Annotated in this window: 11 protein-coding genes; 8 read left to right on the top strand and 3 right to left on the bottom strand. The window is 45.1% G+C overall.

Features of this window, described 5'->3' with window-relative positions:
• Positions 1 to 41: 41 nt before the first annotated feature.
• From OAG1_RS00545 to OAG1_RS00530, 4 genes are all read left to right on the top strand, one after another.
• Positions 42 to 851 (top strand): transporter substrate-binding domain-containing protein, encoded by an 810-nt coding sequence (locus tag OAG1_RS00545; protein WP_338623080.1) that lies wholly within the window; start codon positions 42 to 44, stop codon positions 849 to 851.
• A 104-nt stretch (positions 852 to 955) separates the two neighbouring features.
• Complete coding sequence (yjeH, locus tag OAG1_RS00540) at positions 956 to 2,221, top strand: L-methionine/branched-chain amino acid transporter (protein ID WP_338623078.1); 1,266 nt, start codon at positions 956 to 958, stop codon at positions 2,219 to 2,221.
• Between the two features lie 341 nt (positions 2,222 to 2,562).
• Positions 2,563 to 3,501, top strand: a complete 939-nt coding sequence (locus OAG1_RS00535) for a DMT family transporter (protein WP_338623076.1) — start codon at positions 2,563 to 2,565, stop codon at positions 3,499 to 3,501.
• 80 nt (positions 3,502 to 3,581) lie between these two features.
• Entirely contained in the window at positions 3,582 to 4,085 is a 504-nt protein-coding gene (locus tag OAG1_RS00530) for a M48 family metallopeptidase (RefSeq protein WP_338623074.1), read from the top strand.
• Between the two features lie 20 nt (positions 4,086 to 4,105).
• On the opposite strand, the gene OAG1_RS00525 is transcribed toward OAG1_RS00530, so the two are convergent.
• Complete coding sequence (locus tag OAG1_RS00525; protein ID WP_338623072.1) at positions 4,106 to 4,459, bottom strand: DUF805 domain-containing protein; 354 nt, start codon at positions 4,457 to 4,459, stop codon at positions 4,106 to 4,108.
• 729 nt (positions 4,460 to 5,188) lie between these two features.
• Between OAG1_RS00525 and OAG1_RS00520 the strand changes: the two genes are divergently transcribed.
• The 4 genes from OAG1_RS00520 to OAG1_RS00505 are packed head-to-tail and all read left to right on the top strand — an operon-like array spanning position 5,189 to position 9,930.
• Entirely contained in the window at positions 5,189 to 6,586 is a 1,398-nt protein-coding gene (locus tag OAG1_RS00520; RefSeq protein WP_338623070.1) for a TolC family protein, read from the top strand.
• 8 nt (positions 6,587 to 6,594) lie between these two features.
• Positions 6,595 to 7,581 carry an efflux RND transporter periplasmic adaptor subunit gene (locus tag OAG1_RS00515; RefSeq protein ID WP_338623068.1) on the top strand — a complete coding sequence of 329 codons (987 nt, stop codon included), beginning with the start codon at positions 6,595 to 6,597 and terminating at the stop codon, positions 7,579 to 7,581.
• A gap of 1 nt (position 7,582) precedes the next feature.
• The gene (locus OAG1_RS00510) at positions 7,583 to 8,764 is read left to right on the top strand and encodes an ABC transporter permease (protein ID WP_338623066.1); all 1,182 of its coding nucleotides are present in this window, start codon (positions 7,583 to 7,585) and stop codon (positions 8,762 to 8,764) included.
• The gene (locus OAG1_RS00505; protein WP_338623064.1) at positions 8,761 to 9,930 is read left to right on the top strand and encodes an ABC transporter permease; all 1,170 of its coding nucleotides are present in this window, start codon (positions 8,761 to 8,763) and stop codon (positions 9,928 to 9,930) included. The genes OAG1_RS00510 and OAG1_RS00505 overlap by 4 nt, the downstream gene beginning before the upstream one ends.
• Before the next feature lie 484 nt (positions 9,931 to 10,414).
• Here OAG1_RS00505 and OAG1_RS00500 read toward each other — a convergent pair whose 3' ends face one another.
• Positions 10,415 to 11,815, bottom strand: a complete 1,401-nt coding sequence (locus tag OAG1_RS00500) for a HAMP domain-containing sensor histidine kinase (protein WP_338623062.1) — start codon at positions 11,813 to 11,815, stop codon at positions 10,415 to 10,417.
• Positions 11,754 to 12,434: a response regulator transcription factor gene (locus tag OAG1_RS00495; protein WP_016400004.1), complete on the bottom strand. Its 681-nt coding sequence runs from the start codon at positions 12,432 to 12,434 to the stop codon at positions 11,754 to 11,756. The genes OAG1_RS00500 and OAG1_RS00495 overlap by 62 nt, the downstream gene beginning before the upstream one ends.
• Positions 12,435 to 12,442: the final 8 nt, after the last annotated feature.

Genomic DNA, 12,442 nt, shown 5'->3' with positions numbered 1-12,442 from the left:
CTACACTTGAAAAAGACAAAAGTTAATAAACTAAAAAGATAATGATAAGAAAGTTAAGTAAATGTTATTTCGGTATATTTTGTTTACTGGTGAGTTTGCTAAGCGCATTTTCGCACCCAGCATTTGCTGTTAAAAACATCAATTTAACCAGTGGTGAATGGCCACCTTATCTGTCAATAGACTTGGCAAAAGGCGGCATAGCCGCACAAATTGTTAGCGAAGCTTTTGCCCAACAAGGTATCAAAACGTATTACGGTTACTACCCATGGAAACGCTCATATGAATATGCTCGACGCGGCTATGGCGCAGCAAGCTTTAAATGGCACGGCAGCTTAGCCTGGATTAAAACTGAGCAGCGCGAACGACATTTTTGGTTTAGCGACCCCATCGTAAGTGGAAATGAAGTTTTGTTTTCCTTGAAGTCGAAACCAGTGCATTGGCAAAAAATAGAAGACTTAGAAGGCATTACAATAGGCGGAACATTATTCGCCGCTTACCCCACCTTAGAAATAGCAGCGCGCAGCAAACTGATTACCTTAGATAAAGTGGGAGATTACCAAAGCCTATTTGAACGCTTGTTGTATCAACGAATCGATGCAATAGCGCTAACCAAGACCGTTGCCTTGCACTACATGACCAATCATTTGAGCGAAGCAGAGATCCAGCAAATTACCTATTCCGAAACTCTTGTAGAGCAACGCCACTTTCGGCTTATGCTCTCTAAAAAGCATTCGGAAAATCAGCACTATTTGCAGCAATTTAACCAAGGTTTACAAAAGCTCAAAACAAGCGGCCGCTACGCAGAGTTTTTAGAGCAGCTAGAGTCTAAGTTGGCCTCACCGTTAAATTAACGGCAAACACCGACTATTTAGCGTTAGTTTCCGCTATTTTTACAGCTTTCAAGTGAGTTGATTGGCGCTATGCTTTAGCTTTGTTATTCATCCAGTGAGCATTCATGAGCCGCTTAAATCAACAACTTGGCATCAGCCAAGGTATCGCATTACTTGCCACCTCTTTACTTGGCACTGGCATCTTTGTTGTTCCTGCTATTGCCGCCAGCATTGCCGGACACAGTTCTTTATTAGCCTGGCTATTACTCATTAGCTTGGTATTGCCAATTGCCTTTACCTTTGCGGCATTAGGCAAGCGTTATCCACACGCCGGCGGGGCCGCTCACTTTGTTGCCAAAGCCTTGGGGCCTCGAGCCGAAAAACTTACGGCCTTTTTATTCATTTCGGTGCTACCGGTTGGCTTGCCCGCTGCGCTAATGATGGCAACCGGATTTTGGCAGGCTATGTTTTCTATCACGCCAAATACCGCCTTAATCATTCAACTTGGTACGCTGCTAAGCATGTGGCTATTAGGCATGGGAGGCGCAAAACTCTCAGGCAATATTCAAGGTTTAATTGCGATTGCGATTGTATTACTTGTAGCGGCACTGTGGTGGCATGGCGATGTGCAAGCAGGCGATTATCAGCTTCCTGAACAGATCGATATTCCTAGCATTGCCCCTGCATTAGCTGTGATGTTTTGGTGTTTTGTAGGCATTGAAGCCTTTGCCCATATGGGCGAGGAGTTTCGTCGGCCAGAACGAGATTTCCCCATTGCCTTATTATTGGGTGTGTTTTTGGCAGGCGCCGTGTACTGGGCGGCGTCGGTAGTGGTGCTTAAATACGGCAGCTATGGAGACCAGCTTGCCAATACCCAATCACTGCCTCATTTAGTTGCCATTATCTTTGGTCAAAAAGCCAAGTGGCTAGCCGCCATTGTGGGCTATTTAGCTTGTTACGCTAGCATCAATATCTATATACAAGGCTTTTCGCGCTTGCTCTGGAGCATGGCCGATGAAGGTCAGCGGCTAAAACCGTTAGCCCGTTTATCCAAAAATAAAATTCCACAACATGCGCTTAGCACCATTGTTTTAGTTTGTGCGCTTAGCTGTGTTGCAGCCTGGCTATTTGAGTTACCACTGGACGAGTTAATCCGTTATGCCAATGGCAATTTCATCATGGTTTATCTGTTGAGTATGCTAGCTGGCGCCATTTTATTGCGTGGGTTTTTTAAGGTAATCGCCATAGTAGGCGTGCTGCTTTGTTGCTTGCTGTTAGTTGCCTTAGGTCAGCAGAGCATTTACGTATTGCTTCTGTGTGCGGCTTTCTTGCTGTTGCAAGTTGCTTTTAAACAGCTACAAACGCGAATCAAGGTGGGCACCAATAGCTGATGAACAACTACAGCCCTAGTAGCGCGTTTGCCTCTGGGCTAAACCAGCCACACAGATAGAATTTAACAGTCGTCTATTTTGCTTAATCGCTTGCGGCTTCAACTCAATTACCGTAGGCTAAAAATTCATCATCAAGGAAATGATATGACCGCATTTTTAACCACAAATCAGCTAAGTCGCTTACTCGCACCCAGTGCAAGTATTTGCTTGGTTAAACTGTGGCTGCTGCTTATTTCTAGCAGCGGTGAAATGTAGATATTTTTCACTGGCTGCGAAGTGCAGCCAGACCTTATTTGCCCTTCGTAGCCTTATCCAACTCCTAAAACAAGGCTCGCAAGGACATGACTATCAGTAAAACTAGCAACATCTTCGCTTCCATTCCGCGCTTTTCTCAAGCAGCTACAGGGCTCTGTTTGGCCTTGGTTGCCACCGCTTTGTTTTCTCTCAAGGGAATTTGGATCAAGCTGGCGTACCAATTTGGCATCGACCCTGCCAGCCTAATGACGCTGCGCATGGCCTTTAGTTTACCGATTTACCTATTGTTAGCATTGTATTGGTGGAGGTTAGGCCGCTTAGAACATCAAAAACTGAAAGGTAACATTCTGTCGGCTGCGCTGGTTGGCATAGCAGGGTATTACCTAGCTAGCTTTTTAGATTTAAGTGGCTTGCAATTCATCTCGGCTCCGCTTGAGCGCGTGGTATTGTATGCCTACCCTGGATTTACCATTTTACTCGCGTGGTTAGTTTACCGCCAAAAGCCGCAGTTAATTGTGGTGCTTGCCCTGCCCCTTAGCTGGTTAGGCGTGGGGTTAATGATGTGGAGTGAAACCGGCCAACAGCTTGATCCCCAACAACTTATCTGGGGAACCAGCTTGGTTATCGCTAGCGCCTTTAGTTTTGCTTTTTACTTGGTCTTTAGCAAAAACATTGTTGCCAAGATCGGCAGCCAAGCCTTTACTCTTATTGCAATGATTGCCGCCAGCATAGCTATTTTCATCCACTTTAGTTTGCACGGGGACTTTACTGCACTGCTCAACTATCCCGATCAGGTTTATTGGTATGCGGCTTATATGGCGCTGTTTTCTACGGTAATTCCCTCATTTTTATTTAGTGAGGCTATCCATCGTATCGGCGCACAACGCACCGCGATTAGTGGCAGCGCAGGCCCGGTTTTTACCTTAATAATGGCCGCTTGGATACTTGGCGACAGTATTGGTGTTCTGCAAATTGCTGGTATTGGCCTAGTTGTGGTGGCCGTGGCGCTATTAAACAAGAACTAAGCAAACAAGACATAGCCTAAGGCTATGTCTTGTTTTATTCTCAGCTTACATTGCTGCATCTGGCCATAACCTTAAATACAATGACAACGCTTAAATATTTAGCCGCTTACCCCGAGGCACTCACCAGCAAAATTGAAGATCTGCTTAAACAGCAGCGTTTAGCCGAGTTTCTATTAAATAAGTACCCTACAAGGCATGACATATATAATGATAAAGCCCTGCGCGACTATTGTTTGTTACTAAAAAACCAATATATGCGTAAATCGGCACCGCTGAGCAAGGTTGTTTTTGATAAGAAAATTCACGTGGTAAACCATGCTTTAGGTTTACATACTTATGTATCGAGAGTTCAGGGAAGTAAATTAAAGAGTAAAAATGAAATAAGAGTGAGCAGCTTGTTTCAAAACGTACCTGAGCCGTTTTTAAACATGATCGTTGTACACGAACTCGCTCATCTAAAAGAAAAACAACATAACAAAGCCTTTTACCAACTGTGCCAGCATATGCTGCCTAATTACCATCAGCTTGAGTTTGATACGCGGGTTTACCTCACCCAACTAGAAGAAGTTGGGCCAATTTACTAGCCCAACTGTTTGTTTTTAACCTAAGCTACTGCACCAGCGCCTTTAGGATTAGCGCCATAGTTGTTGTCTTCGTGGCTATCAGATGCCAAGAAAATCAACAGTATAATCGCACCGATCAGCGGAATAAGCGCAATAAGCTGCCACCAACCGCTGCGACCAGTATCATGTAAACGCCTAGCGGCGATACTAATACTTGGAATTAATAAACCTAGCGTTAGAACTAGCGAAAGCAACGGCAAGCCAATAATGGCATCGATAATGTTCGCTGCTATGCCAAAAATGAAGTAGAACAAGATGAACATCCAGTACTCTTTTCTACGAGCTCGTCCTGAAAAATCTGCGTATTTTTTTAACGCCCCAATAAAGTATTCCATTATGTTCCTTTTATATCTTTTACTAAACCAATCCAAAACTGGTGCTCGTAGCACCAGTTGAAAATAAAGTTAAGCCATTGTTATAAAAGAAACTATGATATAAGTCACTTGATCATCAATAAGCTATTTTAAGTACTGCTCAACTCAGCTATTTACCAACCTGCTACCACCTTTGGTGCGATAGCCTTTTAAGGTTGACGCTAACCCTGCAGATGCTTCACTCAATTGTTCAACCGCTGGCACTGACGAAGCATTGACTTGTTTAATTACCTCAGATTGCAAGCGCCGATTGCGAAATAACATTAAGGTCTTGGCCTATTCCACCCATTAAACGCTCACTAGTTTCGGCCTGTTACACTGTTTGTTCAGTTAAGTCCGTTAGCTGCTTAGTCCCCGGTTGTAGATCTTCAATCATGCTTTGAACTTCCACCGTGGCACCTTGGGTTCGCTGGGCTAAGCTAGGTACTTAATCGGCCACAACAGCAAAATCATCTAGCTTTTATATGCAACTTGCAAAGCACCGCACAATTGGCGAATAGCACCGTTGGGAAAATGGCGGGAACCAGCTTCAACAGCTTGTTTCGCCAAGTAATTACTACGAAATAAAACATCTTACAGTAATCTGTCCTAGGCTTAACAAATAGCAAAAATGCTCGCTGCAAAGCACTTGTATAATGCACCTAGCATGCTGTAGAGTATTTACTCTAATATCATAAGGACTGTGTTAAAGTGATAAGACACTTTTGGGGTTTAAACGTAGCTAGCCTTGGCTGCCTAGTTAGCCTATTGCTGCCAGTAAATGCTAATGCCATTAGCTTCGAGCAAGCATGGCAAGATGTGCTAGAGAAAAACCAAAGCCTCGCGGCCAACAAGGAAAACGTAGCCCGCAGCGAAGCGCTGCGCGACGCGGCGAAAGATCTCTACTTCCCCAAAGTAGATTTAACCGGTAATTACACCCGTTTAGAAAAACCCGTTTCACTTGATTTAAAAGACTTAGAGCCTTTGGCATCACTCGATTTAAGTGGTTTAGACCCCGCGCTAGGGCAAATTTTAGCGCCGCTTTTAAACTTACCAACGGTAACTAACTTCACTGAGCAAGACATTACCACCAGCTCCATTCGGGCAATTTGGCCGTTATATACTGGTGGCCGTCGCGGCGCCGCCATCGATATCGCGCGTGAGCAAAATATTGAGGCTGGAAAAGTTCTCGCCATGCAACAGCAAGCTAAATTTGAAGACCTCGCCAAAGTTTACTTTGGGGTGGTGCTGGCTGCACAAGTGGCAGAAACTTATAAAGAGGTGGAAGATGGGCTTAAGAAACATCAACGTAACGCGGTAAAGCTAGAGCAGCAAGGACAAATCGCTTTTGTGGAACGATTGCAAGCGGATGCCTCTTACGATAAGGCCAAAGTTGATACCAGAAAAGCCCTGCGAAATTATGAAATTGCCCAGTTAGCCTTAAAAGAATTGCTGCATGCCCAACAGGCTATTCAACCCACTACTAGCTTATTCACTCAAGCAGACATCCCTGAGCTAGAAAGCTATATGTCGCAAACCCTAAACAGTTATCCGGGTTTAGCGATATTGGACAGTAAATCAGAACAAGCTAAAAAGATGGTGACCATAGCCAAAGGCGGTTACATGCCAGAGGTATACATGTTTGGTAACTATGACATCTACAAAGGCGACAGCTTAGCCGCTAAATACGCGCCCGACTGGATGGTGGGGGTTGGTGTGTCGGTGCCAATTATTGATAACTCTGGTCGCTCCGGCAAAGTAAATGCCGCCAATAGCACCGTGCTGCAGATTTCTTATATTCGTACCCAAGCAGAGCGCGACCTGGGCTTGCTGGTAGAAAAAACCTATCGAGAAGCCGAGTTAGCATTAGAAGAATACCAAGGGCTAGAATCCACCTTGGCGCTAGCAAAAGAAAACTTACGTATTCGACTAAAAGCCTTTAGCCAAGGTTTAGCGACATCTCTCGACGTTGTGGATGCCGAGATGTACCAAGCAAGCGTGAAAACTCAGCGTCAATCGGCCGCTTATAGCCATGTAATTGCATTGGCTAAACTCACTGCCTTAAGTGGTGAAATGGCCAATTTTTCTCAATATTATCGATTTAACTAGGGTCTATTATGCGTAAATGTTCCGCGGTGTTACCCATTGTGCCCTTGCTGGCGATTATTGTTTGGGTTGCTTATTCATTTTTGCAGGCTTACCAGCCGCAGCCCTATACGCTGCAAGGCCAGATTGAAGCTCAGCAGTACAATATTTCATCCAAAGTAGCTGGGCGGATCGACCAAGTATTAGTGAGAAAAGGCGACCAAGTAGAGCCTGGGCAACTAATTTTTTCCATCACTAGTCCTGAATTAGATGCTAAATTAGAGCAAGCCAAAGCTGGCCAACAAGCAGCATCAGCCATGGCTGAGCAAGCTGAAAACGGCGCTAGAGCACAAGAAATAGCCGCGGCTAAAGACCAATGGCAAAAAGCCTTAGCAGCCGCTAACTTGGCAGAAAAAACCTACCAGCGGGTTGATAACCTGTACAAAGATGGCGTGGTTGCCGAGCAAAAACGCGACGAAGCTTACACCCAATGGCAAGCAGCGCGTTATACCGAAAATGCCGCCTCACAGATGTATCAATTAGCCAAAGAAGGTGCCCGTGACGAAACTAAGCGCGCAGCCTTAGAGCAAGCCCGCGCAGCAGCAGGTGTAGTAGCAGAGGTAGAAGCCTTCACCAGCGACACCTTAGTGACAAGCTGGCACTCTGGCGAGGTAAGCCAACTGCTGCTGCAAAGTGGCGAGTTAGCGCCTACTGGCTTCCCGGTGGTATCTATTATTGATATGCAAGATGCTTGGTTGGTATTGCACGTTCGTGAAGATCAACTTAGCCAATTTCAAAAAGGCCAACAGTTTAGCGCCATGCTACCGGCCCTGGATAATCAAAGTTATAAGTTTGAAGTAGCCCATGTGGCAGTAATGGGTGATTTTGCCACATGGCGCGCCACCGATAGCCGTACAGGCTTTGATTTACGTACCTTTGAAGTAGAAGCCCGACCCTTGCAGCAGATAGAGCAATTACGTGTAGGCATGAGCGCTATTGTTGAGCTAGAGCAACCTTAAGATGAATGCCACTAGCGAACCGCCGCTTAGCCTGAGACAACTGTATCAACAACAGTGGCTTTTACTGCGTGACAATCGCTGGCTAATGGCCATGCTCACCTGGCTGCCATTGTTCGCTTTTTTAGCCGTTTGGTGGGTATTTTCTTCAGGTTTAACCCGTGAGCTACCGATTGCCGTAGTTGACCACGATCATAGCCAGTTATCGCGTAGCCTAATTAATCACTATGATGCTAGCCCAACACTAAAAGTACACAGTGTTTACGGAGAACCACAAGCCCGTTCTATGTTACGCACCGGGGAAGTATCAGCTTTAGTAATAATTCCAGCCGATATGGAAAAGCATACCAAGCTGGCACAAACACCTAGCGTTGCGGCTTATTACAACAGCCAATTCATGGTAATTGGCAAACAAATTAACTCTGCTTTGCAACAAGCTCACGGTACTTTTAGCGCCAAAGTTGCTGTGGCAAAAGCGCTAAGCCACGGCAATACCCAAACTTTACAAGCATTGGGCAGTGCTGTGCCTATTCGCAATCAAATCAGCGCCTTATATAACGGTAATAGCAACTATGCCCAATTTATTGTATCGGCAGCATTACCTGCATTTTGGCAAATTTTGATTATGACGGTAATGATTTTGGCGTTGGGTTCGGAGCTAAAAAACAATAGTTTTAAAAGCTGGCTAGCCAAGCAAGCTTGGCAAAAGCTAACCATAAAACTTAGCTTTTTTGGCGCTTTGTTGTGGCTGCAAGGCATATTACTGTGCACCTTAATGTTCCACGGTTTTGACTGGCCAATGCGAGGCTCTTGGAGTGTATTACTACTGGCCTTACTGTTGTGTGTGGTTGCCTCTCAAGCCATCGCCTTAATTCTTATGCTGCTGTTTGAAGATGTCGCACGGGCGCTTAGTTTTGCAGGCGCTCTTACTGCTCCTAGCTTTGCTTTTATGGGGGTAACGTTTCCGGTCAGCGACATGCCTTGGTTCGCCCAATTTTGGCGACAACTTATTCCGATAACCCATTATATTGAAGTGCAAATAGCCCAAGCCAACTACGGCGCTAGCGCTTTACAATCATTACCTAACTTATCGGCTTTATTACTATTCGGCATCGCCTTTATCAGCGCTGCGTGGCTGGTAAAAATACGCTTTAGTAATCCACACAACGTGGAGCTAAACACATGAATACAGGCTTGCTATTGCGTATAGAGCTACGCAGAATTGTTAGTAATCGGGCACTTATACTCACGGTATTTGGCGGTTTACTGCTGTACGCTTTTTTGTATCCTCAGCCCTACTTAAACCAAACGCCATTACAACAACCGATTGCAGTAATTAATGCTGATGGCAGCCAACTAAGTCGCCAGTTAATTCGTATGGTAGACGCCAGCCCTTTGCTAAAAGTGACCAGCCAAGTTGCTAGCATTGAAGAAGCTCAGCAACAGTTGGTGGAGCGCGACGTAGGTGGATTATTGGTGATTCCCGAGCATTTCTATCGAGATGTATTAATGGGCCGCTCACCCACTTTATCCTATGCCGGGGATGCGTCTTACTTTTTGGTTTATGGAACCATAGTACAAGGCTTAGCCAGTACCTCTGGCACCTTAGCGGCACAAGTAAAAGTAGCCAAGATGGTAGCCGATGGCATCCCGCTAGCACTTGCCAGCACGTTACATTCACCCATTCAGCTAAATGCCAATGCAGCCTTTAATGCCCACCAAGGCTATCTGGATTATGTCATTCCTGCAGTGTTTATTGTAATTTTGCACCAAACGCTACTCATCGCAGTTGGGCTACATGCTGCGCCAGCCCCTACCTCACAATCAACATTATTAAGGCGAGCCAGCCCCTGGCAATTAGTGCTGGTTCGCAGCTTACTATTTAGCGTGATCTATAGTTTGATGAGCAGTTTTTATTTTGGTGTGGTATTAAATTTTTACGGAGTACATCACTGGGCGAACATTGCCCATATCTGCCAACTGCTATTGCCTTTTTTAATCGCTACAGCAGGCTTAGCCCAATGTATCGCGGCGATGCTACCTAAGCGAGACTACGCCACCATAGTTGGTTTAATGACCTCGCTACCAACAGTATTTGTATGTGGCTTTATCTGGCCGCTTAGCTCTATTCCACCTGCAATTAACATTATTGCCGATCTAGTACCTGCTAAACCAATGGTGTTAGCGATGTTAAAACTCAATCAAATGGGCGCCAGCTTTAGCGAGATTCAAGGCCACTTTGCTCATCTATGGATACTGGCGATTACCTTTAGTAGCTTAGCGCTAACCTTACTCCATATGCAAAAAGCGAAAGCGACTCCTTCTCTCAACAAGGTCGAAAAGCTACTTTGATAAACTGACATTTCTCCTAAAAACTAAACATTCTTTAAATCATTAGCTTAATTAGCAAAAGAAAAAGTAATTTTCATAAGCTCGAAGCGCTCACATCTTAAATACACAATTACAACAACTTATCAATATTTGTCACAGTTCTAGTTGCTTACTCTGTAAACAAATTTGTGCAGTGTTAAGTTTTAGATGTAGAGCAATTTGCTCGCACCTTGCAACCTTGGTTTAAGCCGGTTGTGCGTGTGATTAGGCCGTTTGCCTGACACATCAGTGATTAACATTGGATGGTGGGAATACTATGGAACAGTTTTATTTTACTTATTACGTAAACTACTTTGCTCGAAAAGCTAACAAGCTTAAAAAGGTAAAAGTACACTCATAAGTTGCTCTCGGTAACATAGGCCTTCTCTGCGGTATCTGGAAAGAATTGATAAGACCTAAAAGCCAGCTTTGCTTGCAAAGCTGGCTTTTTTTTATTTCTAGCGGCTTAAGTTAGCTTCACAACAACATGTAAGCCTGGCTGTTGGTTCTGCAGTTTAATTTCGCCCCCATGCAAACGAACAATCGCTCTCACTAGTGGCAAACCCAGACCGTAACCTGGGCTATTGCGGCTACTTTCTAAGCGATATAAACGCTGAAATACTTTGTCTAATTCAGCCTCTGGAATACCACGGCCATTGTCGCTCACGGCAAAGCCATTAGCCTTAACGCTTAATTGAATTTGCGCTTTCTCACCGGCATATTTGCTGGCGTTTTCGAGTAAGTTATAAACCGCTCGAAACAACAGAGTGGCATCGCCTTTTAAATAACACGCTTGCTCCACATATAACGAAACAGTTTGCTGGCGCTGGGCACATAAGGGATGAATCAGCTCCACGGCATCTTCAGCAATCTGCTCCAACTCTACTTCACTAAAGCTAGATTGTTGCTGGTGTTCTAAACGGGTAAGCTCCAGCATCGAGCTAAACGTCGCTAATATGCCATCCAGCTCCTGCAGCATACTCCCTAATTGTTCAGGACTTACTGCTTGCTGTTCGCTATCGAGTAACGCTTGCTCTAGCCGCAAACGCAAACGGCCCAAAGGGGTACGTAAATCATGCGCAATGGCATCGGTTACCCCGGCAATGGCATCAAATGAATGCTCGACCTGCGCCAACATTTTATTGATGTGTGTTGCCATGTGATCAAACTCATCGTTACGCGGACTCAACGCTACTCGAGCACTTAACTCACCCGCTTCCACTTGTTGAACAATACGATTAATACTGTTTACCCGTCGCAATACTTGCGCCGAGAAAAACCACCCCGTCACAATGCCTAGAACCAAGGCCAAACTTAGTGCAACAATGCTTGCTTGAATAAAGTGTTCACGTAAATCAAACAGCGCTTCGTCGTCGCTGGCCACCATCAGTCGACCACCTTCTAGAGTTTGCACGCAGCCAGAATAAAGACGAATTTTGTTGTAGTTGTAGACGGGGAAACGCTTTAATGCCGGGCACTGAGCCAAGCGTTTGGGAATAGCATCTAAGCGCCCATAGGTTGTTTGGCCATTATCAAAGGCCAATACAAATTGGCGAGATTGCTCAGCCTGCAATAAAAATTGGCTGATAAAGTCTTGCGAGTTTAACTCTTTAGCTAACAAGCTTTGTTGTTGAATCAACTGGCCAAGCTGCTGGTCTTGACTCCGACTTAGCTGGCCAATGCTTAGCTGATACAGTACCCACAACAAAATCCCCACTACTAACATCAGCAGTGCGGTATACATTCGAGTTAATCGCCAAATTGAGCTAGTGCGGGTTAACCGCCACATATAGCCAGCTTGACGTTTACTTTTCCACCATGCGGTAACCCACGCCACGTACGGTTTCAAGTAAGGGGCTATGGCCATCCAGCTCTACCTTTTTTCGTAAACGTGCCACATGCACATCAATAACATTGGTTTGTGGATCAAAATCGTAATTCCAAACCGCTTCAAACAACAAGGTGCGGGTAACTACCTGGCCAGCGTGCTCCATTAAATAGCGCAATAACTTAAACTCTTTTGGCTGCAGCTGGATTTCTTGCTGACCTCGCCATACCCGCCTTGCTAATAGATCCATGCTCAAGTCGGCTACTTGTAACTTGTTTAAACTTGGCTCTGTTTGACCACGTTGACGCTGCAGCAAAATCTCGATGCGCACCAATAACTCAGCTAAAGCAAAAGGCTTAACTAAGTAATCATCACCGCCCTCTCGCAAGCCTTTGACTCGTTCATCTACGCTGTCTAAGGCACTAAGTATTAGCACGGGTAAGTGCTTATTAGCATTACGCAAAGTAGACAACACCGTTAAACCATCAAGTTTAGGCAGCATGCGATCTAAAACAATTAGCTGATAGTCCTGCTCTAAGGCCAGAAATAAACCTTCTTGCCCATCACTGGCTGCATCTACTTGATAGCCCTGCTCACTAAGCGCACGCTGCAAAAACTGCTGAGTAGTGAGATCATCTTCTACGATTAGTATTCGCACATTGCTTA

Origin of the sequence: Agarivorans sp. OAG1 (assembly GCF_037076485.1) — a bacterium.
Taxonomy (GTDB): Bacteria; Pseudomonadota; Gammaproteobacteria; order Enterobacterales; family Celerinatantimonadaceae; genus Agarivorans; species Agarivorans albus.
The sequence above is the reverse complement of the archived record's forward strand: the minus strand, read 5'-3'. Positions and strand labels throughout refer to the sequence as shown.

What these genes read in the sequence shown, in the direction of transcription:
- OAG1_RS00545 (WP_338623080.1), top strand. Translation starts at nt 42, where the DNA reads ATGATAAGAAAGTTAAGTAAATGTTATTTCGGTATATTTTGTTTACTG.
- OAG1_RS00515 (WP_338623068.1), top strand. Translation starts at nt 6,595, where the DNA reads ATGCGTAAATGTTCCGCGGTGTTACCCATTGTGCCCTTGCTGGCGATT.
- yjeH (WP_338623078.1), top strand. Translation starts at nt 956, where the DNA reads ATGAGCCGCTTAAATCAACAACTTGGCATCAGCCAAGGTATCGCATTA.
- OAG1_RS00525 (WP_338623072.1), bottom strand. Translation starts at nt 4,459, where the DNA reads ATGGAATACTTTATTGGGGCGTTAAAAAAATACGCAGATTTTTCAGGA.
- OAG1_RS00535 (WP_338623076.1), top strand. Translation starts at nt 2,563, where the DNA reads ATGACTATCAGTAAAACTAGCAACATCTTCGCTTCCATTCCGCGCTTT.
- OAG1_RS00530 (WP_338623074.1), top strand. Translation starts at nt 3,582, where the DNA reads ATGACAACGCTTAAATATTTAGCCGCTTACCCCGAGGCACTCACCAGC.
- OAG1_RS00500 (WP_338623062.1), bottom strand. Translation starts at nt 11,815, where the DNA reads ATGGCCATAGCCCCTTACTTGAAACCGTACGTGGCGTGGGTTACCGCA.
- OAG1_RS00510 (WP_338623066.1), top strand. Translation starts at nt 7,583, where the DNA reads ATGAATGCCACTAGCGAACCGCCGCTTAGCCTGAGACAACTGTATCAA.
- OAG1_RS00505 (WP_338623064.1), top strand. Translation starts at nt 8,761, where the DNA reads ATGAATACAGGCTTGCTATTGCGTATAGAGCTACGCAGAATTGTTAGT.